Annotated in this window: 17 protein-coding genes; 10 read left to right on the top strand and 7 right to left on the bottom strand. The window is 33.5% G+C overall.

Annotation, left to right across the window (positions count from 1 at the left end):
* Nucleotides 1-670: 670 nt before the first annotated feature.
* Nucleotides 671-2,860: a glutamine synthetase III gene (locus tag IWX83_RS04485; RefSeq protein ID WP_073355355.1), complete on the bottom strand. Its 2,190-nt coding sequence runs from the start codon at nt 2,858-2,860 to the stop codon at nt 671-673.
* Nucleotides 2,861-3,150: 290 nt separating this feature from the next.
* Between IWX83_RS04485 and IWX83_RS04480 the strand changes: the two genes are divergently transcribed.
* Entirely contained in the window at nt 3,151-4,098 is a 948-nt protein-coding gene (locus IWX83_RS04480; RefSeq protein ID WP_196827941.1) for a TerC family protein, read from the top strand.
* 64 nt (nt 4,099-4,162) lie between these two features.
* Here the strand turns inward: IWX83_RS04480 and IWX83_RS04475 are convergent, their stop codons facing one another.
* Nucleotides 4,163-4,663, bottom strand: a complete 501-nt coding sequence (locus IWX83_RS04475) for a hypothetical protein (RefSeq protein ID WP_196827939.1) — start codon at nt 4,661-4,663, stop codon at nt 4,163-4,165.
* 86 nt (nt 4,664-4,749) lie between these two features.
* Between IWX83_RS04475 and IWX83_RS04470 the strand changes: the two genes are divergently transcribed.
* Together IWX83_RS04470 and IWX83_RS04465 are read left to right on the top strand one after the other, a co-directional pair.
* On the top strand, nt 4,750-5,319 hold the full coding sequence (locus IWX83_RS04470) for a DUF1543 domain-containing protein (protein WP_196827937.1): 570 nt from the start codon (nt 4,750-4,752) through the stop codon (nt 5,317-5,319).
* A gap of 140 nt (nt 5,320-5,459) precedes the next feature.
* The gene (locus IWX83_RS04465; protein ID WP_196827935.1) at nt 5,460-6,005 is read left to right on the top strand and encodes a type 1 glutamine amidotransferase domain-containing protein; all 546 of its coding nucleotides are present in this window, start codon (nt 5,460-5,462) and stop codon (nt 6,003-6,005) included.
* 296 nt (nt 6,006-6,301) lie between these two features.
* Here IWX83_RS04465 and IWX83_RS04460 read toward each other — a convergent pair whose 3' ends face one another.
* Nucleotides 6,302-9,754, bottom strand: a complete 3,453-nt coding sequence (locus tag IWX83_RS04460) for a methylmalonyl-CoA mutase family protein (RefSeq protein ID WP_196827933.1) — start codon at nt 9,752-9,754, stop codon at nt 6,302-6,304.
* Nucleotides 9,755-10,585: 831 nt separating this feature from the next.
* On the opposite strand from IWX83_RS04460, the gene IWX83_RS04455 reads away from it, so the two are divergent.
* Entirely contained in the window at nt 10,586-12,052 is a 1,467-nt protein-coding gene (locus IWX83_RS04455; RefSeq protein WP_196827931.1) for a glycoside hydrolase family 130 protein, read from the top strand.
* Nucleotides 12,053-12,132: 80 nt separating this feature from the next.
* On the opposite strand, the gene IWX83_RS04450 is transcribed toward IWX83_RS04455, so the two are convergent.
* Nucleotides 12,133-12,309, bottom strand: a complete 177-nt coding sequence (locus tag IWX83_RS04450; RefSeq protein ID WP_196827929.1) for a hypothetical protein — start codon at nt 12,307-12,309, stop codon at nt 12,133-12,135.
* 243 nt (nt 12,310-12,552) lie between these two features.
* Here IWX83_RS04450 and IWX83_RS04445 point away from each other — a divergent pair, with 243 nt between their 5' ends.
* Entirely contained in the window at nt 12,553-13,260 is a 708-nt protein-coding gene (locus IWX83_RS04445) for a DUF4197 domain-containing protein (protein WP_196827927.1), read from the top strand.
* 226 nt (nt 13,261-13,486) lie between these two features.
* A complete protein-coding gene (gene purU, locus IWX83_RS04440; protein WP_073355361.1) occupies nt 13,487-14,341 on the top strand; it encodes a formyltetrahydrofolate deformylase in 855 nt (284 codons plus the stop codon).
* A 248-nt stretch (nt 14,342-14,589) separates the two neighbouring features.
* Here purU and IWX83_RS04435 read toward each other — a convergent pair whose 3' ends face one another.
* Nucleotides 14,590-15,375, bottom strand: coding sequence for an alpha/beta fold hydrolase (locus tag IWX83_RS04435; protein ID WP_073355339.1), 786 nt, complete (start codon nt 15,373-15,375; stop codon nt 14,590-14,592).
* A 107-nt stretch (nt 15,376-15,482) separates the two neighbouring features.
* Between IWX83_RS04435 and IWX83_RS04430 the strand changes: the two genes are divergently transcribed.
* Nucleotides 15,483-15,632, top strand: a complete 150-nt coding sequence (locus tag IWX83_RS04430) for a hypothetical protein (RefSeq protein WP_196827925.1) — start codon at nt 15,483-15,485, stop codon at nt 15,630-15,632.
* Here the strand turns inward: IWX83_RS04430 and IWX83_RS04425 are convergent.
* Entirely contained in the window at nt 15,627-16,427 is an 801-nt protein-coding gene (locus IWX83_RS04425; RefSeq protein WP_196827923.1) for an ABC transporter substrate-binding protein, read from the bottom strand. The two genes, IWX83_RS04430 and IWX83_RS04425, sit on opposite strands and share 6 nt — an antisense overlap.
* Before the next feature lie 262 nt (nt 16,428-16,689).
* Nucleotides 16,690-17,532: an orotidine-5'-phosphate decarboxylase gene (gene pyrF, locus IWX83_RS04420; RefSeq protein ID WP_196827921.1), complete on the bottom strand. Its 843-nt coding sequence runs from the start codon at nt 17,530-17,532 to the stop codon at nt 16,690-16,692.
* A 529-nt stretch (nt 17,533-18,061) separates the two neighbouring features.
* On the opposite strand from pyrF, the gene IWX83_RS04415 reads away from it, so the two are divergent.
* From IWX83_RS04415 to IWX83_RS04405, 3 genes are read left to right on the top strand one after another with little or no spacing between them, the layout of a single operon-like run.
* Nucleotides 18,062-18,625, top strand: coding sequence for an AraC family transcriptional regulator (locus IWX83_RS04415; RefSeq protein ID WP_073353954.1), 564 nt, complete (start codon nt 18,062-18,064; stop codon nt 18,623-18,625).
* A gap of 12 nt (nt 18,626-18,637) precedes the next feature.
* Nucleotides 18,638-19,084, top strand: a complete 447-nt coding sequence (locus IWX83_RS04410; protein ID WP_196827919.1) for a response regulator — start codon at nt 18,638-18,640, stop codon at nt 19,082-19,084.
* Between the two features lies 1 nt (nt 19,085).
* Complete coding sequence (locus tag IWX83_RS04405) at nt 19,086-20,870, top strand: CHASE3 domain-containing protein (RefSeq protein WP_196827917.1); 1,785 nt, start codon at nt 19,086-19,088, stop codon at nt 20,868-20,870.
* Nucleotides 20,871-20,876 lie beyond the last annotated feature (6 nt).

Raw genomic sequence — 20,876 nt, 5'->3', positions numbered from 1 at the left:
ATTTAATTGGTTGTTAATACAAATTATCATGTAGGTTTTAAAAAAGCGATTTGGGAACCACTCTTACGGTATAATAAATAACAAGATTTTTAGTATTAATACTGAAACCTTATTTGATTATTACATACCAAAGATAGAAAACATTATTAAAAAAAAACAAGTATAAATACTTGTTTTTCATCTGAATAGGTGTTTTTTCGATGAAAAGCAACTCTGTATCGATGAACTACCTTGTAATACAGAAAAAAAATAAGAAAAAAATTATAAATATAGATATTCAAAGAAAAAGAAAAGATCTCCAAATATTTAACGAGAACTATACTATAATAATCTCAAAGTAACGCGCGTAAGAAAGGCTTAGCACAATAGTTTGGTAAAAGAGCATCCTATGCAGCCCAATGCTGAAGGAACATAAACGAAAAGATCTGGAATAAATAAATAGGACCACTCTTTTAGTTAATTCGCTAGCCTTTTCGTCATTGTTTATAAAAATAAAACCGTGCTACACTTCGATTGGTCATATTAAGTTCAGTATTAGCTCTAATTCCAATTTACTGAAGCAAAGTTTTTTTTACAACAGCATAGCAACAATTTTTATCGAGTAATGGATCGCAAAAAAAATGCCTTTCCAAAATGGAAAGGCATATATCCTGTTAAAATTCTTCGCTTATTATTTAGTAAACAACAATTCTCTATATTTAGTCAACGTCCAAATTTCGTTATCAACCAACAACTCTAATTTATCACAGTGATTTCTAATGATTTCAAAATAAGGTTTTACTTTGTTACAATATGCTTCTGCCATTTCCTGCGCATCAGTCAAATTATTAGCACTCTTTCTCTCATTAGTCATCTCTTGTACTTTAGAGTTGATTCCTTCGATATGACCTGAAATTTCTTTTATCAAAACGATTTGTTCTTTGGCAATAGTTTCAAAATCTGTCCCAAAAATATCTTTTAGCCCCTTCACATTTGCAATCAGCGTATTTTGATAACGGATTGCCGTTGGTATAACGTGATTTTTTGAAATATCACCTAGAACGCGACCTTCAATTTGAATTTTCTTGGTATATTCCTCTAATTCAATTTCATATCGAGCTTCTACTTCAATATGATTCATAATATTCAATTCAGAAAACAAGTCTAAAGATTGTTTAGAAATTCTTGCTTTTAAAGCTTCAGGAGTCGTTTTGAAGTTACTCAAACCTCTTTTTGCAGCTTCTACTTCCCATTCTTCACTATAACCGTCTCCTTCAAAAAGGATTTTTTTAGATTGTTTGATGTACTCTCTTAAAACATTGAAGATCGCATCGTCTTTCTTCATGTCTTTGGAATCAATCAAAGCATCAACTTCAACTTTAAAATCTCTAAGTTGTTTTGCAACAATAGCATTCAAAGTGGTCATTGCATTCGAACAGTTCGCCGTAGATCCTACTGCTCTAAACTCAAATTTATTTCCTGTAAAAGCAAATGGTGAAGTTCTATTTCTATCTGTGTTGTCTAAAAGAACGTCTGGAATTTTCCCTACTACGTTTAATTTTAGATCTGTTTTTTCTTCTGGGGATAATTTACCTGTGGTTACTCCTTCTAACTCCGCTAAAACTTTAGTCAATTGCCCCCCAATAAATACGGAGATAATTGCAGGAGGTGCTTCATTAGCTCCTAATCTGTGATCATTGCTTGCGGAGGCAATCGCAGCTCTTAATAAAGACTCATTATCATTTACGGCTTTAATCGTATTAATAAAGAAAGTCAAAAACTGTAAGTTACTCATTGGTGTTTTGCTTGGACTTAACAAGTTTACTCCAGTGTCAGTTGCTAATGACCAGTTATTGTGTTTCCCTGAACCGTTTACTCCTTTAAAAGGTTTTTCATGGAACAACACTTTCAATTCATGACGTTCTGCTACTTTTTGCATTACATCCATCAACAAACAGTTGTGATCAACGGCTAAGTTTGTTTCTTCAAAAATAGGTGCTAACTCAAATTGATTTGGTGCTACTTCATTGTGACGTGTTTTCACTGGAATTCCTAACAACATACATTCTTGCTCTAAATCTCTCATGTAAGTCAAGGCGCGTGTTGGAATTGATCCAAAATAATGATCGTCTAATTGTTGTCCCTTTGCAGAGGTATGCCCTAACAAAGTTCTTCCTGTCATAATAAGGTCAGGGCGTGAATTTGCCAAAGCTCTATCTACTAAGAAATATTCTTGTTCCCAACCTAAAGTGGCGGTAACTTTTTTTACATTTTTATCAAAATATTTACATACTTCAGTGGCTGCGTCGTCCATAACCGTTAAAGCACGTAATAAAGGTGTTTTATAATCCAAAGCCTCTCCTGTATACGAAATAAAAACAGTTGGAATACATAAGGTCGTTCCAAAAATAAACGCTGGAGATGTTGGATCCCAAGCGGTATAGCCTCGCGCTTCGAATGTGTTTCTAATTCCTCCATTTGGAAAACTAGAAGCATCCGGTTCTTGTTGTACTAATTGAGCACCTCCAAACTTTTCTACTGGATCGCTACCGTCATAAGAGGTTTCAAAAAAAGCATCATGTTTCTCTGCTGTAGTTCCTGTAAGAGGTTGAAACCAGTGTGTGTAATGAGTTACTCCTTTAGACAAGGCCCATTCTTTCATACCCATGGCGATATAATCTGCTAATTTTCTGTCTATCTTAGTTCCATGCTGCACTGCATCGCGCACGCCTTTAAAAGCATCAGAAGTTAAAAATTGCTTCATCGCTTTGTCATTAAAGACATTAGCACCAAATATCGTTGATTTTCTATCTGATTCTTCAAATTTAACTGGCTTTCTAGTCGATGCTTCTCTCAAAGCTTGAAAACGTAATGTTGACATAAAAATTGATTTTAATTAATTAGACCCCTACTATTTTGATGCAAATATAATTTAATTATTACTTTTATAAAATTTTACCTCTTATTTTTATGGGTAAAAGCTCTAAATTTATTAAATCAACAGAAAAACGTACTATAAATAACAACTTAGCAATTTAAAGTGTGTTATTTTTCTAAGTACTACATTCTGTAAAATTTATACTCTTAACAAGACTATTAACTTTCGATAAAATTTTTCTTAAAGTTTAAAAATCAAAAGTATCTTTACACAAAATTTAAATAACTTACATTATGATTGTCTGGATTACTTTTTTAACCGCTGTTTTAATTTTTCTAGCACTAGACTTAGGAGTTTTCAATAAAACTCCGCATATTATAAGTTCAAAAGAAGCTGGAAAATGGACTGGTATTTGGGTTGCATTGTCATTTATGTTTTCTGGAGTAATATACTGGCTTTATTCTGCAACTTATATTGCTAATCCTGATAACCTTCAGCCCACAACAGCTGCAATAAAATTCATTACTGGATATTTGATTGAGTTATCATTGAGTATTGATAACATATTCGTGATTGCAATCATCTTTGCCGCATTTAAAATTCCACAAAAATACCAACATCGTGTGCTATTTTGGGGAATATTAGGAGCCATCATTTTTAGAGGTCTAATGATCTTTTTTGGCGTCATGCTTATTAATAAATTCTATTGGATGACCTATATCTTTGGTGCATTCCTTATCTATACTGCTATGAAAATGTTATTTAGTGGTAAAGATGAGCAGTTCCAACCTAAAAAATCATTTGTATATAAAAGTCTTAAAAAAATAATGCCGATATCAAACCATATTGATGAGGAACATTTTTTTGTAAGAAGAAGACATATAACAGCTGCAACACCTCTTTTTGTTGCGCTAGTAGTTATTGAAGTGATGGATGTGGTTTTTGCTATTGATAGTGTACCGGCAATTTTAGCCATAACAAACGATCCCTTCTTAGTTTTTAGTTCTAATATATTTGCTATTCTGGGATTGCGTTCCATGTATTTTTTCCTTGCAAACATGTTAGCCAAATTTAGCTATTTAGAATACAGTCTGATCGCTATTTTAAGTTTCGTTGGTTTAAAAATGTTATTACATGAATATATTAAATTACCAGAATGGGTATCACTTGCTTTTATAGCACTTTCCCTTATTATTGGGATTGTAATTTCTTTACGAAAAAGCAGCAAAGAATTCGTTTAATATCATCAATCAATTAAAACATACAAAAAAGGGAAATCTCACGATTTCCCTTTTTTTATTCACTTTACAAGTCGATTTTCTTCACTTCACTCTTACCAACTTTCAATGCTGACATGACGGAATCAATATTGTTTTTATTAATTGTTTTAGCAAACCCATCTGGTAGAATAACGATTCTAAAAGTTTGATTTTGTGTCCAACTGGATGGCAATGTATTCAGATTGAAATTAGCCGACAAAAAGATATTTACATTAAACCTTGAATAATCAAAGTTAAAATCTAGTGCTCCTCCATCATTAAAGTAATAAGTCTGAGGCATTAATTTCCAAATATCTTGACCATTTACCGTATCATATAAATGATATACTAAAACGGAATCCGAAGAATAAATAGGAGGATTAAATTCAACCAGGCTATTATAATTATTGTTGGAATTAAATGAAGTAGTGACTTCAAACACTTCGGTTCTTGGTCCGATGTCCGTATTATCATATACTTCCGTTACTTCACAACTTTGTAGTGCCATCATCCCGATGAAAACTAAAAATAAGGTAATTTTTTTCATTCGTTATCGTTTTATAATTTATATTGAAAAACACTATTCATGAATTGTGCCAAAGTTTATTATAAAGAATTTTGTACTTTTGAATTATGGAACAAAAACTTAAATTATACATGATAATGTTAGGCTGCACGCCAGAAGGCAGGTTTACGGAGCAACATGATATTTTTTTTGGAATTGGTAGTTCCTTGAAAGAATTGGTACCTCACATGAAATCTTTTTGGCCAGAAGCCAAAGGAAAAATTCATATTGATGCTTGGCGAGAAGTAACGGTAGTAGATGACTTCTTGATTGAAATAATCCCCAACAAAAATGCAGTTACTGCGTCATCGGAACAGCTATTTTTTATCAATTTAGGAGGTTATAAAGAAAATGAATTTGAAGAATACCATTATAAGATGCTTGCCGTTGCGAATCGTTTAGCTTTGGCAACCAAAAAATCTAAAACAACTGCTTTTTATAAGCATTATGGTTTTAAAGGAGCTGAGTCGCACGTTGACGAGAAATACGGCATTGATGTAGACGATGTTTATAAAGTCGTAGATATGCTACCTGCGCAATTCAAAGCCGAACATGCTTTAAAAATTACAAAATCTGATACGAATTGTCAGGAAGATACTTTGCATATTGGATATGTCAAATTAAACAAAATAAAATAACAAAATTTCCTTGACGTATTTGCCTATTTGATGCTTGCTACTCTATCAAAAATTACATTTATTTTAAGACCTCTTTGTGAACTACAGCAGCATTTAATTTGTAAATTTAGAGTATTAAATGCACTAAAAATTAAAACAATATGGAAAAGAGAATAGCTATTTTAGCCACAAATGGATTTGAAGAAGTTGAATTAAGTTCGCCAAAAGAATATCTGGAGCAGCAAGGATGGAAAGCAGAAATTATTAGTCCAGAAAACGGAACTATAAAAGCATGGGCCAAAACAGATTGGGGGAAAGATTATAAAGTCGACCAACTTTTAAACAATGTAAAGGCTAGCGATTATGATGCACTAGTGCTACCCGGCGGTGTAATAAATCCAGATAAATTGCGAACAAATGAAGCTGCTTTGCATTTTATTAAAGACTTTTTCAAAGAAGGAAAACCCGTCGCCGCTATTTGCCATGGGCCTCAAATTTTGATAAGCGCCAATCTAGTCAAAGGAAGGAAAATGACTTCTTATCCTTCTATAAAGATTGACTTAATCAACGCAGGTGCTGAGTGGCATGATAAAGAAGTAATTGTAGACAGAGGCCTTGTTACAAGCCGAAATCCTGATGATTTACCAGCGTTTAATAAAAAATTAGTAGAACAAATTAAAGAAGGAAAGCAACAGCAAGTTGAATAATTTTTTAGCCTTTAGGCAAAAAAAAAAATGCGGAAAATATTTTCCGCATTTTTTATAATTTAGTAACCGATTTTTTTTTCTTGAAAAGATCCCGATAAAAATTAGTATTACCGATACGAACGTTTCTTGAAAAGATCCCGATAAAAATCGGGATAAGCGATTCATTTTTATCATTGAAAAAGATCCCGCTCGAAAGCGGGATAAGCGATTCATCTTTTATTATTGATCAGATCCCGATAAAAATCGGGATAAGCGATTCACACACTTTTTTGCAGAGCAAAAAAGTGGTTCTCTGCTTACATATTTCTTCTATACTGACCGCCTACTTCAAATAAAGCCGAAGTGATTTGCCCCAAAGAACAAACCTTAGTTGCTTCCATTAAATGTTCAAATAAGTTTTCATTTTTAATGGCAGCCTCTTGAAGCGTATTTAAATGTTCATTTACCAAATCCTGATTTGCCTGATGTAAATGACTCAACATATCAATTTGGTATTGTTTTTCTTCTTCTGTTGCACGAATTACTTCGGCTGGAATAACAGTTGGCGAACCTTTAGAACTCAAGAACGTATTCACACCAATAATTGGAAATTCACCTGTATGTTTCAAGGTTTCATAATACAAGCTTTCTTCTTGAATTTTACTTCTTTGGTACATCGTTTCCATCGCACCAAGTACGCCACCACGTTCTGTAATTCGGTCGAATTCTAGTAAAACTGCAGCTTCCACTAAATCTGTTAATTCTTCGATGATAAATGCACCTTGAATTGGATTTTCATTTTTGGCCAGACCTAATTCTTTATTGATAATCAGCTGAATCGCCATGGCACGACGCACTGATTCTTCTGTTGGCGTTGTAATTGCTTCATCATACGCATTGGTATGCAATGAATTACAGTTGTCGTAAATGGCATATAAGGCTTGCAACGTAGTACGAATATCGTTGAAATCGATTTCCTGTGCGTGCAAAGAACGACCTGATGTTTGAATGTGGTATTTCAACATTTGGGCTCTTTCATTAGCTCCATATTTATTTTTCATGGCTTTCGCCCAAATTTTACGCGCTACACGGCCAATAACTGCATATTCCGGATCCACTCCATTCGAGAAAAAGAACGATAAATTAGGTCCAAAATCATTGATGTTCATTCCACGACTCAAATAATATTCCACGTAAGTAAACCCATTGGAAAGTGTGAAAGCCAATTGCGTGATTGGATTTGCTCCTGCCTCAGCGATGTGATATCCTGAAATAGAAACCGAATAAAAGTTTCTAACATTCTTGGTAATGAAATATTCCTGCACGTCACCCATCAAGCGCAACGCAAATTCCGTAGAGAAAATACAAGTATTTTGTGCCTGATCTTCTTTTAAAATATCCGCTTGAACCGTTCCACGAACTTGTGATAAGGTTCTTGCTTTAATGTCATTATATATTTCCAAAGGTAAAACCTGATCTCCGGTAACACCCAAAAGCATTAATCCTAAACCGTTATTTCCTGAAGGTAAATCCCCTTGATAATGAGGTCTTTCGACTCCTTTTCCTTTATATATTTTATTTATTTTTGCTTCAACTTCTTTTTCAAGATGCTGTCCTTTAATGTAAAACTCACATTGTTGATCAATCGCTGCATTCATGAAGAATCCAAGTAGCATTGGCGCCGGTCCATTAATAGTCATACTCACCGAAGTCATTGCATGAACCAAATCAAAACCAGAATATAATTTTTTGGCATCATCCAAACAACATATAGAAACTCCGGCATTACCAATTTTTCCATAAATATCAGGACGAACGTGTGGGTCATTTCCGTATAAAGTCACACTATCAAAAGCGGTTGACAATCGTTTTGCAGGCAATCCTGCACTCACATAATGAAAACGCTTGTTCGTTCTTTCTGGTCCACCTTCTCCTGCAAACATACGAGAAGGATCTTCTCCTTCACGTTTAAAAGGATACAATCCTGCGGTAAAAGGAAATTCTCCAGGAACGTTTTCCTGCAAACACCAACGTAAAATATCACCCCAAGCTTTATACTTTGGCAATGCTATTTTCGGAATTTGAGAATGCGAAAGCGACTCTGTATGCGTCGCCATTTTTATTTCTCTATCGCGAACTTTGAACGTATACACTGGATTTTTGTACTTATTTACTTTTTCGTCCCAAGTCAAAATAATTTCCCAATTGTAGGGATCCAAATCCATTTTTACTTTATCGAATTGATTTAGTAAAAGGTTGAGGAATATTTTATTTTCGGCAGCACCTGATTTTTCAGATTCTAAAGCGGTTGGTAAAACTGAATCGTCATCAATCCCAGTTTTATTTATTAAAGGTATTTTTCCAGAGACCGTTTCTAACGTTTTGAAAATCCCATATAATTTCTGAGCCACTTGTTCTTGACTTACTGCCGTAACATCATATTTGCGATTGCTTTCAGCAATTTCAGACAAATAACGTGTTCTATGTGGTGGAATGACAAAAATTTTCTCGCTCATTTCACGAGTGATTTTAAAAGTCGATTTCAGATCTGAATCTGTTTTCTCGACAATCTTATCCATAATTGCTTTATAAAGCGTATTCATTCCCGGATCATTAAATTGCGAAGCAATAGTCCCAAAAACTGGCATATCATCTGGACTTGCATCCCATAAATTATGATTGCGTTGGTACTGTTTTTTGACATCACGAATGGCATCTAACGCTCCACGTTTGTCAAATTTATTTAAAGCGACCAAATCAGCAAAATCTAACATATCGATTTTTTCCAACTGAGTTGCTGCTCCAAATTCTGGTGTCATTACATACAAAGAAACATCGGAATGATCCATAATTTCGGTATCAGATTGACCAATTCCAGAAGTTTCAAGAATTATAATATCATATTTTGCAGCTTTTAATACTTGAATCGCTTCAGCAACATATTTAGACAAAGCTAAATTTGATTGACGAGTTGCTAACGAACGCATGTAAACTCTAGGATTATTGATAGCATTCATTCGAATTCTATCTCCCAATAATGCTCCTCCTGTTTTACGTTTTGAAGGATCGACAGATATTAAACCAATGGTTTTTTCTGGAAAATCGATTAAGAAACGACGTACTAACTCATCTACTAATGATGATTTTCCTGAACCACCTGTTCCTGTAATTCCTAAAACTGGAATTTTTGAGGTTTCGTTATTTTTATGAATAGTTTCAAAAACTGGTTTTGCTATTTCAGGAAAGTTCTCTGCAGCAGAAATTAATCGAGCAATTGCTGTTGGATTTTTTTCTTCAATATGGGATAATTCTCCGTTTAGCTTGTTTCCTACAGGATAATCCGATTGTTCCACTAAATCATTTATCATCCCTTGTAATCCCATGGCACGTCCATCATCAGGTGCATAAATGCGGGTAATCCCATACGCTTGTAATTCCGCTATTTCAGAGGGCAAAATAACCCCGCCACCGCCTCCAAATATTTTAATTTGTCCCGCTCCCTTCTCTTGAAGCAAGTCGTACATATATTTAAAATATTCGTTGTGTCCACCTTGGTAAGAAGTTATTGCAATAGCATTCGCATCTTCTTGAATTGCAGTATTAACCACTTCTTCAACGCTACGGTCGTGACCTAAATGAATTACCTCAACACCTGTAGATTGAATAATCCTACGCATAATGTTGATTGCGGCATCGTGACCGTCAAAAAGAGCAGCTGCTGTAACAATTCTTACTTTATTGTTAGGGATATACGGTTTTTGTTGTTCCATTTTTATTTAAATGTCGATTTTAGGACCGCAATTTACGAAAATAATAAAAATTAATTGTTGAAAATATCAATTTTAAGAGTGAATCTTGTGATTTTTAAAACGGGCAGCAATAATTATTTTACTATTTTTTTAGACGCGCTGCTTACTTCTGACAGTCAGGCCCTCTAAATTATACTTTTTAGATCCTATTTATCCGTATAGTAGCACAATTCCTCCTTTGCACTGAAACATAAATTAGATTTTTTCATTGCTACCCTCTTCAATTAGTTGCTAACTTTATGCATAGCGAGTAGTTGAATCGGACTCTTATTAGGAGCACTGCAATGAAGTGACTTATTCTTAAAAAATTAAAAAGGAATTATTTCTCGTATTTCATTGCTACCCAATTCAATTTTGTATTATTTTAAAAAAATATCATCAATAATGTAAAACAAAAATTTACGCTCATTTAAAATATTTTTTTGTAATTTTAAAACTGATTGTGTAAATACAATTAGCGTATTCAAAATTACTACCTTGAAAAGTTGTTCTTTTATAAACAAACCAATATTTGAAACCTGAATGAATCATTTCTACAAAGCAATTTTTTATTTATGATTTTAATTGACCTATATTTCTCAAAGGAGCTACTTAGCTTAGGAGGCATTATCAATGGAGCTGGCTTACAGTCATTTCTAATTCAAGAAAGAAAATGCTGCGAATAAATTTCATTTAAATGGCTTTCTTGTAAATAAAACCAGTAATCTGGGCTAACTAGAGTTAAATACTTAAACGACTTTTCATTCTTAGTTAAAATACACAGTTGTAAAATTTCACTTTAAAAATGAATCTATGCGAGTTCCTGTTATTCGAAAAAATATAAAATTCTTGCCTGATTGCAGTAGAGTTGTTGCCAGGTATTTTATGAATGGTGATTCTCGAACCCAAAAAATGGTAAGCCATATTATGGTTTTGAGCGAAAAACAAGTTCAAGAAACCTTAGAACATACACTACGTGAATTTGCTAGAAGACACCGTAATATTTCACAAACATTTTTTAGGCATTGCGAAAAAATTAAAGGTTTGATAGAAGGCATGCAAATTAATTACAACCAGCTATCCGATGAGCGAAAAATGCTTATTGGTTCCTATTGTACAATGGAATATGCAATAGAATCTGCCGCCTTTTTTAATCCGTCTATGGTCGAAGATTTTGACCAATCAGATCTTCAAAATGGAGAAAAACGAATTATTATATCTTTTCGTGCGACAGGAGAAGGACATATTTCATCCATTGTTTTTAGAAGAGGAATTCTAGATAAAAATAATGATCTACAAGTGATGAAAATAGGAGACAATATTGATAAAGCAGAGATTGCCCGTAAAACCTTATACAATAAAGAGCGATTTCTCGTCAAATTGGCAGAAATGAATACATCAGATAAATGTTCTGCCCAAATCATGCGAGAGTTGCCGGATCAATTCGAATATACTGCCTTAAAAAATATAATTAATAAAGCCTTAAGCGATCCAACGATTCTCCGAGAAAGAAGAACTGCGCTTGAAGAAGTACTATGGCTGGCGGATTCATTTTACGATTTACAATTCAAACACGATTCTGATATTACAGAACGTGTTATATTTCCAATATCAGATTCTGAAAGTCGAGGTATTGAAGATGCCCGTTTTGTGCGCTTCCTCGATGACGATGGATCAGATAGAATAATTGCCACTTACACCGCTTACAACGGTCATGCAATATTGCCAAAACTTATTTCTACTAAAGACTTTTACAACTTTCGCGTCGTCCCTCTGTATGGAGCCGGTGCTCAAAATAAAAATCTAGCACTGTTTCCAAGAAAAATTAAGGGAAAGTATGCTATGCTTTCCCGGATTGATGGCGTTAATAATTACATCATGTATTCAGATCGCCGGACACAATGGGACAATCCAATTATTCTTCAAGAACCTCGTTTTTCCTGGGAATTTACCCAAATTGGTAATTGCGGATCACCACTTTGGACTAAAGAGGGCTGGTTAGTAATTACGCACGGCGTAGGTGCTATGAGACGGTATTGCTTAGGTGCTTCGCTGCTTGATCTTGATGACCCTTCCAAGGAAATTGGAAGATTAAAAGAGCCCTTATTAGCACCACTCGAAGGGGAACGGGAAGGATATGTACCCAATGTCGTCTATTCTTGTGGTTCGATTATTCACAATAACAGTCTTATACTTCCCTATGCAGTATCCGATTATTCGTCTACTTATGGTGTGGTAGACTTAGAAGAATTATTAGATGCTTTGAAGAAAAGCAAATAATATAAATCCACTTTTTTGAAAATTACTTGTTTTAAAAATTTGGATACCATCTACTTATAATAATGAGTAGTTTGTTTTTACTATTTTTTAAACTCTTTATCAATTAAATCTCCTATTATTCTTGAATAGCAATAAAATGGTTGCTGCAAACAATAGCGCGCAATGCCTTCTGTTTTTGCTCCGATCTTTTGACAGCGTAAAAAAATCACTACTGAAATACTTTTACTTAAAATTGGTTGTAGCGCTGCTATTTCCATCTTGCTTATCCTCATCCAAGCCTTACTTTTATATCTTTATTTAAAAAATAGAGAGTGAAAACGGGATAGCTTTACAATAGAAATCAGAAACTAGTAGGAATTCCTTTTTGTACTCAAAAGGAGGCCCTTTGAGCTCCTTTGAGTCTTTTAAAAAAAGGCCTACTATTTTCTTTCGGAATATTTTTACTACTAAAAGGCATAGTGTTTGCTTATCTTTGAAAAAACGAATTAAATACTAGACTTATGAAAAAAATTGTACTGCTTTTAACTGCCTTTTCCTTATTTGGATGTGCCGAAATGCAACAAGTTTTAAATCAATTTCCACAGACGCCAGGAATTGGTGGAATTGATATTGCTGGCGGACTGAAAGAAGCACTGAATAATGGAATTTCAAAACAAGTAACAAAATTGACCGCTACTGATGGTTTTTATAGAAATGAAGCTGTAAAAATTTTGCTGCCGGAAGAATTGAGAAAAGTAGACGCTGGATTGCGAAGAATTGGACTAAGTTCGTTAGCTGACGAAGGATTGAAAGTATTGAATCGTGCCGCGGAAGACGCAGTTAAAGAAGCGACACCAATATTTGTTGATGCGGTTCGTAACATGACTTTTTACGATGCCAAAACAATTTTGATGGGTAATGAAAGTTCTGCTACTTCTTATTTACAAAACAGTACGTCGACTGCTTTGTACGGAAAATTTAGTCCTGTGATTAAAAATTCGTTTACAAAAGTGGGGGCCGATAAAGTTTGGACAAACATCATTACGAAATACAACAGTATTCCATTAGTGAATAAAGTGAATCCTGACTTAACTGATTACGTTACCAATCAAGCATTGAATGGTGTATTTAAAATGGTTGCCGTGGAAGAAAAAAACATCAGAACGACTTTGAGCGCGAGAACCTCTATCTTATTGCAAAAAGTTTTTGCTTTGCAGGATAAAAACTAGCTAGAAAGCATTTCTATTTTTAGAACATTAAACCGTTAAATTCAATTTTTTTATCAAAAATATAAGGTTATTTTTGATAAATAGTATTGATAAACGCAAGGCCCTAGCTCTGATAGAAGCGATATCCTTTCCTTATCTCGTTTTTTGGAACGAGACAAGGAAAGATTTAGCGTATAGCAGGAAACAGCTCCTGAAATACGTCAGGATAAAAACAAAAAATAGTAAAATGCAAAAAATTACAATTCTAATTCATTGCCAAGATCAAAAAGCAATTATTGCCTCTGTTACCAATTACATTGCTTCGATTGAAGGAAATATTATTTATTTAGACCAACATGTAGATGCAGACGAGAATGTTTTTTTTATGCGTTTAGAATGCGAGTTCAGCGCCCAAAACTGGGATATGGACACCATAAAAAAGGACTTTCAGACTCATTTAGCTGCGCCGTTTAAAATGTCTTGGGAAATTTACACGCAGGAATACAAACCTAAAATGGCTTTATTTGTTTCTAAATACGACCATTGTTTGTATGATATTTTAGGACGCTACAGCGCTGGCGAATTACAACTTGAAATCCCACTTATAATTAGTAATCACGAAGATTTAAGAGCCGTGGCGGAACGTTTTTCGATTCCATTTCATTATGTTCCTTTTAGCAAAGAAATTAAGACGGAAGGCGAACGGAAACAAATGGATTTACTAAAAGAATACAATGTTGATTTTATTGTTTTGGCGCGTTACATGCAAATTATAACTCCCGGACTAATTGCTCTTTATAAAAACAAAATCATCAACATTCATCATTCTTTTCTTCCTGCCTTTCCAGGAGCAAAACCGTATCATTCCGCTTTTAAACGGGGTGTAAAAATAATTGGTGCCACAAGTCATTACGTGACCGAAGGATTAGATGAAGGTCCAATTATCGAACAGGATATTTCGAGAGTTTCGCACAGTCATTCTATAGAAGATTTTATTATAAAAGGAAGAGATCTAGAACGCATGGTTTTGGCTAGAGCAATAAAGTTGCATGCAGAACGAAAAACAATGGTATACAACAATAAAACGGTCGTGTTTTCATAGGCAATAGAAACGCTTTGTGCTGCATTCAGATTTTGCACCACAGTTTTCTCTACAGAAGTTATTTATGCAAGTAATTAAATTCGATCCTGACGATTAAAAGTTAACTTATGTCCAACAAAGTAATAACAAAATCTTAACAGCACAAGGTCAGCTTAAGTGTGATCTTTGCAGAGTAATAAACTGGTTATTTATTATTTTGGTTTTGGTTAGTTAAAGAATTGCCCTCATGTATAATGCGGGCATTTTTTTTATTTGGCTGTTTTTATAAAGGAAAGAACAGCATCATTGAAAGCAATAGGTTGCTCTACATTAACAACATGTCCACAATTTTCTATTACAAAGAGTTTTGAAGATTTATAATGATTCTCCACTACTGTCCTAACGGATGGTAAAAACATATAATCTTCTTCACCCATCACGTACAGCGTAGGGATATTCAATTCAACTTGTCGGAACCACTTTAAGATGGGATTTATTTCAGCGGTTAGTTTAAACCATTTAATAAATTCTTTTTGGTATAATTTCTTAGCCTCATTGATAAAAAGTACGCGAGATTGCTTGTGACTTTTTTTGGGCATAATTACAAAAGCAAAAAACTTATATAAAACCAAATACGGCAAAACGTATTTAAACATATTCCCCAACCGCATTAATACTTGAGAGCGGAAATTCATTTTTAAAATTGCTCCACCTAGAATCATACTTTGAACCCGTTCTGGATACATTTCAGCCAGCTGTCGAATCAGAATTGTTCCTAATGAAATGCCTACAAAATGCGATTTTTTAATTTTTAGAAAGTCCAAAACTTCCAGAATGTCATTGGCCAAAGCCGAAAAAGTATATTTCTGTTTGAATGCTGCTTTTAAAGTAGGTTTTGATTCCCCGTGACCTCGCAAATCCAATAACAATACATTGTATTGTTTTTTAAAATCACGAATTTGTTTGAACCAAATAGAAGAACTTCCACCGGCACCATGAACAAAAGTCACCCATTGATCGCTGTTTTTATTTTCGTAAATGGTATAATTGATCACTTGCTTTTTTTTGTAAAAATAGGGCTTTAATTTTAAATCCCAATCTTAACAAAAAATAATGCTCTATTTATAATTGTATGCCGTAAATTTGCAAAAAATTTGCACCCATGAAAGGAATATTGAAAGAGAAAAGTGAAATAGAAAAGCTTAAAAAAGAATACCAAATGTTCTCTGAGTTGAATTTCAACTCCGAAAAAGACACTGAGCAGTCAAGCATGACAAAAGAAGAATTGATTTTAGAAGAATGCGAATTATAATTTTTCGTGCATTTTTTTAAAATAATCAAACGCTTTTAGCAGCCTACTTCCATACCAAGAAAACATCTCGCCATCAACAAATACTGTTTTGGCGTGATGCGTGTGTCTTCCAATCTCAAAGGCATCTTCTTCTGCAAAAGGATAAGGCTCTGAGGAAAGAAAAACCAAATCTGGATCACCTTCTAAACGCATTTTTTTGAGTTCGATTTCAGGGTACCGTCCTTTGTTTTGGTATATATTTTCAAAATGATTTAGTTTCAATAACTCATTAATAAAATTATCCGAACCAGCTACCATAAAAGGTTTTTTCCAAATGAAATAGGCTACTTTCTTAATTTCTTTGTCTTTGATATAATTTTTAAAATCGCTCCAGGCAAAAGCCAATTTATCATTCCATTTTTGCGCTTCGGTTCTACAATTGAACAACTGACCAAAGTCGGTTATCATCTGAAAATTATCTTCAATAGTTACAATATTTGTCACCCAAACTGGACAAATTTTCCGCAACTGCTCCACCATTTCCAATGTGTTTTCTTCTTTATTACAAATGATAATATCCGGCTGTAGCAATCTGATTTTCTCAAAATGTACTTTCTTGGTTCCACCAACGCTTTTCTTAGTGGATTTAAAATGATACGGATGCACACAGAATTTAGTAATTCCGATGATTTTATCTTCAAGACCTAAATCATATAATAATTCCGTTTGTGAGGGAACAAGTGAAATGATTCGGCTAGGCGAAGTTTCAAAAGTATGTGTTGTTCCGATTTGATCGATAAGTGTTTTTTGTTTCAAGTTGAAAGTTTAAAGTGTTAAAGCGTCAATTGACCGCTTTTTTACCATTAAGAAAAATTGAGTTTTAACAAATAAGAGCATTAGGAAGAATAACTTGTTAAACATATAAGTCATTTAAGTTTTTAACTTACAATGAATTTATCCAGTCAAATAGTTCATTTTAGAAAGCTATAGCTTTATAAAGAACGCTTTTAACTTAAATGACGTTTAAGTTTCATAATTAAAGGCTGTATGTTTTATGTTTTGGTTACGACCTGAAACGTTAAACAATAAACTTCAAATTCATTATTTCTTCCATTTCCTGTTGTATTTTCAACGCTTCGACTCTTGCTTTTTGAGCAAAATCAGTTCCATTTGAAGCATAAATAATTGCTCTGGAGGAATTTACAAGCAAACCTACATTTGCATTCATACCATATTTACAAACTTCAGACAAGCTTCCGCCTTGAGCGCCCACACCGGGAACCAGCAAGAAACTATCTGGAACAATTTTGCGGATTTCACTAAAATATTCCGCTTTGGTAGCGCCCACAACGTACATCAAGTTTTCACTGTTTTTCCAAGATTTAGACGTTTCCAAAACTTGTTTGTACAATTCTTTTCCTCCCGAAATTTCTGGATTCGTGATTAACGTCTGAAAATCAAAAGCACCTTCGTTTGAAGTCAAAGCCAGCATAATGGTATGTTTATTTTCGAATGCTAAAAAGGGTTCCACCGAATCTTTTCCCATATAAGGCGCAACGGTAACGCTATCAAAATTCAAATCTTCAAAAAAAGCTTTGGCGTACATCGAAGATGTATTTCCTATATCCCCTCTTTTTGCATCAGCAATCGTGAAAATTTCAGGATAATTTTCGTTAAGGTATTGAATTGTTTTTTGTAATGACATCCAGCCTTTTATACCATAAGCTTCATAAAAAGCAGTGTTTGGCTTATAAGCCACTGCGAAGTCATGAGTCGCATCAATTATGGCTTTGTTGAATTCAAAAATAGGATCTTCAAATGCTAATAAATGGTGTGGGATTTTTTCTAAATCAACATCTAGCCCTATAGTTAGAAATGATTTCTTGATTTTGATTTGGTCAATTAATTGTTGTGTTGTCATTTTTATGTAGTTGTGCGGCAAAATTACAAACATACAATTGATAACAGTTATGATATTGCAATAAAATTTGAATATTTATAGCATGAAATCGAACTGTAAATATCCAGTATTATATTTCTGTAAAGAAACAGCAGTATTCTTCCGGCTACTAATATACCCCGCCAAGAAAAAGCTAAACTGAAAAATTAAAATTTGGTTCTATCTCAAATGAACAGCGCCTTCGAAATTTTCGCATCCTATTGGGCTCCAAAGAAGAAGTTAAAAACCGCTGTGGTGTTAAAATAAATATAAAATTAACGATTGTAGAACGTGTAAAACAGGTGCTAATCAACTAAATTTTAAAAATATGAATGTTAAAAAAAACTCTTATAAACTTAAAAATCAGAAGATATCATGCTGGAACGACTTGAAAACAAAATAAAAGTTCTTAGCTTTACTTCGTAAATCAATAAAAATATTTTTTCGTAAAACTAATTGCAGTGCATTTAAAAGTTACATTTTTATATCTTTACTATTAAACAAAAGGCTTATGAAGGTGTATTTAAAGTTTGATTATACTCAACTGACAAAAAAAATTGTCGAGGAAAAGCTATCCGAATTAGGATATAAATATAGTAGTATCGGGTTTGGTGAATTCAATTTTTTAGAAAAAGTACCTTCTGGAAAAATAAATGAACTAACTGGTATTTTTAGAGAATACGGCATTGAAATAGTTGAAAATCAGAAAAGTGTTTTAGTTCAGAAAATAAAAGATGCTATTGTTGAAATGGTCAATAACGATGCTCCTTTAAACATAAAAAGTTCTGTTTTTATTGCCGAAAAATTGAACTTGAGTTATGCGTATTTGTCTAATGTTTTCTCAGAAGTGACTTACACGTCTATAGAAAATTTCATTATTATTCAAAAAATTGAATTAGCCAAACAATTGATGATCAACACGCCTCTCAATTTAACCGAAATTTCTATTCAATTGAATTATTCGAGCGTCGCACATTTAAGCACACAATTCAAACATACAACAGGAATGACACCTTCCTCATTCCAAAAAATAATACAAAAGAGAAGAGCGTTATCTAATAAAAACAAACCTTAAAACCATACTAATATGACTGCTGATTATATAAACATTTGCCTTGCAGACGATGACGAAGACGACAGGTTGTTTTTTACAGATGCCTTTGATGAATTAAAAATAAACACGAGAGTGAGTACTTTTAACGATGGCGTTGAACTAATGGATTATTTAAATCATTCGGATTCCGTTTTGCCTAACGTTTTATTTTTAGATTTAAATATGCCAAAAAAGAATGGCGTTGAATGTTTATTAGAAATAAAAAAAAATGAAAGACTCAACGATATAGCAATTGCCATTTACTCAACCTCATCGTCCGAGGAACATATTGAAGAGACCTTCATAAACGGCGCCAATATCTATATTAAAAAACCTAGCGATTTTGAGAATTTAAAAAAAATACTTTCGGAAATAGTAACCATAAATTGGCAATACCACACTTCCGGTTTAAACAAAGATAATTTTTTAATGAGATTGTAAAATGAAATACATTCCACTTCATAAATCGCCGTTATTTTTAAAAATAATTTTTATAGTTTCAGTAGCAATTATATTTTTTATTGGCGGTATTACTTTCAAGCACATTACGGTTTTAAAAAAATCGTCAGCTTGGGTAAGTAACAGTTATGAGGTAAATATTGAACTTGAATGCCTGATTTCATATATAAAAGATGCCGAAACGGGACAAAGAGGTTATTTACTAAGTAAAGATGAAAGTTTTCTTACGCCATACAATAATTCAAAGAAGTTGGTAAAACAATCCTTTAAAAGAGTTTCTATACTAACGGCAAATAGCAGAACACAACAAAGCAATTTAAAAAAGCTGCTGTATTTTATCAATAAAAAACAAAACTATCTTTCTAAAACACTGTATCTTCATGAACTGGGGATGTATGACGAAAAAACATTTAAAAATAATTTAATTATTGAAAAAAAAACAATGGACTCTATTCGACTTAAAATAGAAGACATGATTAGTACGCAGAAAACGTTATTACAAAACAGACAACAGGATTATGAAGCAACGATGAATTATACGCCTTTGCTCATCTACTTAACACTTATAGTTACCTTAATTTTAATTACGATTGCTTTTATTAAAATGAATCGGGATTTAGTACTCCTGAGAAAAACAATTAATACGCTCTCTGTCGCAAATGAAGCCAATAATCTTGCTGAAATAGTTGGTGGTTTTGGAAGTTGGCACTTAAATTTAGAAACAAACCAATATACATTCTCTGATAACGAATACCGATTAATAGGTTGTGATCCTCAATCTTTTGAGGCTACTAGAGCGACCTTTTTGAAATTTGTACATCCTGATGATTTAGAATTTGTAAAACAAAACACCAGTAACATACTAAATGACAATGACCTTCCTCCTTTTACGTATCGAATTATCAGAAAAGACAATGAGATTCGCTATTTTAGAAGTTTAGGACGCATTGTTAATATTGCTTCAGGAAACAAGACCTTTATAGGGACTACAAGTGATGTAACCGAAGAAGTTTATGCTAAAAACCTTGTCGAAGAGCGGAACCGAGAATTAGAAAGCAGCAATAAAGAACTAACGGCTTTCAATTACATTGCGAGTCATGACTTACAAGAACCTTTGCGTAAAATTGAAATTTTCATGTCGAGATTAGTGAGTAAAGATTACGCCAATTTATCCCCAGCGGGGCAACAATACGTTGCGAGTATTCAATCCTCTGCAAACCGAATGCGGGTTCTTATTAAAGATTTACTGCATTTTTCAAGAATAAATAAAGCAGAAAAGATTTTTGAAGAAGCCGATTTAAATTATCTGCTTGAGACTGCAAAACACGAACTAGCGCCTACCATTGAAGAAAAGAAAGCACTTATTGAAAGCAATGAATTACCAACTTTAAACGTAATTCCATTCCAAATTCAGCAATTATTCATCAATTTAATTAGTAACTCATTAAAATACAGTAAAGAAAATAGCAGTCCAACTATTAAAATTAACTGCGAAATGATTGATGCTCATGAAGCAGAAATACTGCCTGACAACAATATCAAATACTACAAGATTACGTTTAAAGACAATGGAATTGGTTTTGAGCAAGAATATGCCGCCAAGATTTTTATACTCTTTAATAGACTCCACAACAAAAATGAGTACCAAGGAACTGGAATTGGCTTGGCTATTTGCCAAAAAATCGTAGAAAATCACAAGGGATTCATCGTCGCAAAAGGAGAGCTTAATGTAGGTTCAACATTTACCGTTTACCTCCCGGCTGAATAAAAATAC

The organism is Flavobacterium sp. CG_9.1, from assembly GCF_015751645.1.
Lineage (GTDB): Bacteria > Bacteroidota > Bacteroidia > Flavobacteriales > Flavobacteriaceae > Flavobacterium > Flavobacterium xanthum.
This window is presented reverse-complemented; position numbering and strand designations above follow the sequence as displayed.

Coding starts and splice junctions, on each gene's coding strand:
- IWX83_RS04485 (WP_073355355.1), bottom strand. CDS start 2,860: ATGTCAACATTACGTTTTCAAGCTTTGAGAGAAGCATCGACTAGAAAG.
- IWX83_RS04480 (WP_196827941.1), top strand. CDS start 3,151: ATGATTGTCTGGATTACTTTTTTAACCGCTGTTTTAATTTTTCTAGCA.
- IWX83_RS04475 (WP_196827939.1), bottom strand. CDS start 4,663: ATGAAAAAAATTACCTTATTTTTAGTTTTCATCGGGATGATGGCACTA.
- IWX83_RS04470 (WP_196827937.1), top strand. CDS start 4,750: ATGGAACAAAAACTTAAATTATACATGATAATGTTAGGCTGCACGCCA.
- IWX83_RS04465 (WP_196827935.1), top strand. CDS start 5,460: ATGGAAAAGAGAATAGCTATTTTAGCCACAAATGGATTTGAAGAAGTT.
- IWX83_RS04460 (WP_196827933.1), bottom strand. CDS start 9,754: ATGGAACAACAAAAACCGTATATCCCTAACAATAAAGTAAGAATTGTT.
- IWX83_RS04455 (WP_196827931.1), top strand. CDS start 10,586: ATGCGAGTTCCTGTTATTCGAAAAAATATAAAATTCTTGCCTGATTGC.
- IWX83_RS04450 (WP_196827929.1), bottom strand. CDS start 12,309: ATGGAAATAGCAGCGCTACAACCAATTTTAAGTAAAAGTATTTCAGTA.
- IWX83_RS04445 (WP_196827927.1), top strand. CDS start 12,553: ATGAAAAAAATTGTACTGCTTTTAACTGCCTTTTCCTTATTTGGATGT.
- purU (WP_073355361.1), top strand. CDS start 13,487: ATGCAAAAAATTACAATTCTAATTCATTGCCAAGATCAAAAAGCAATT.
- IWX83_RS04430 (WP_196827925.1), top strand. CDS start 15,483: ATGAAAGGAATATTGAAAGAGAAAAGTGAAATAGAAAAGCTTAAAAAA.
- pyrF (WP_196827921.1), bottom strand. CDS start 17,532: ATGACAACACAACAATTAATTGACCAAATCAAAATCAAGAAATCATTT.
- IWX83_RS04415 (WP_073353954.1), top strand. CDS start 18,062: ATGAAGGTGTATTTAAAGTTTGATTATACTCAACTGACAAAAAAAATT.
- IWX83_RS04410 (WP_196827919.1), top strand. CDS start 18,638: ATGACTGCTGATTATATAAACATTTGCCTTGCAGACGATGACGAAGAC.
- IWX83_RS04405 (WP_196827917.1), top strand. CDS start 19,086: ATGAAATACATTCCACTTCATAAATCGCCGTTATTTTTAAAAATAATT.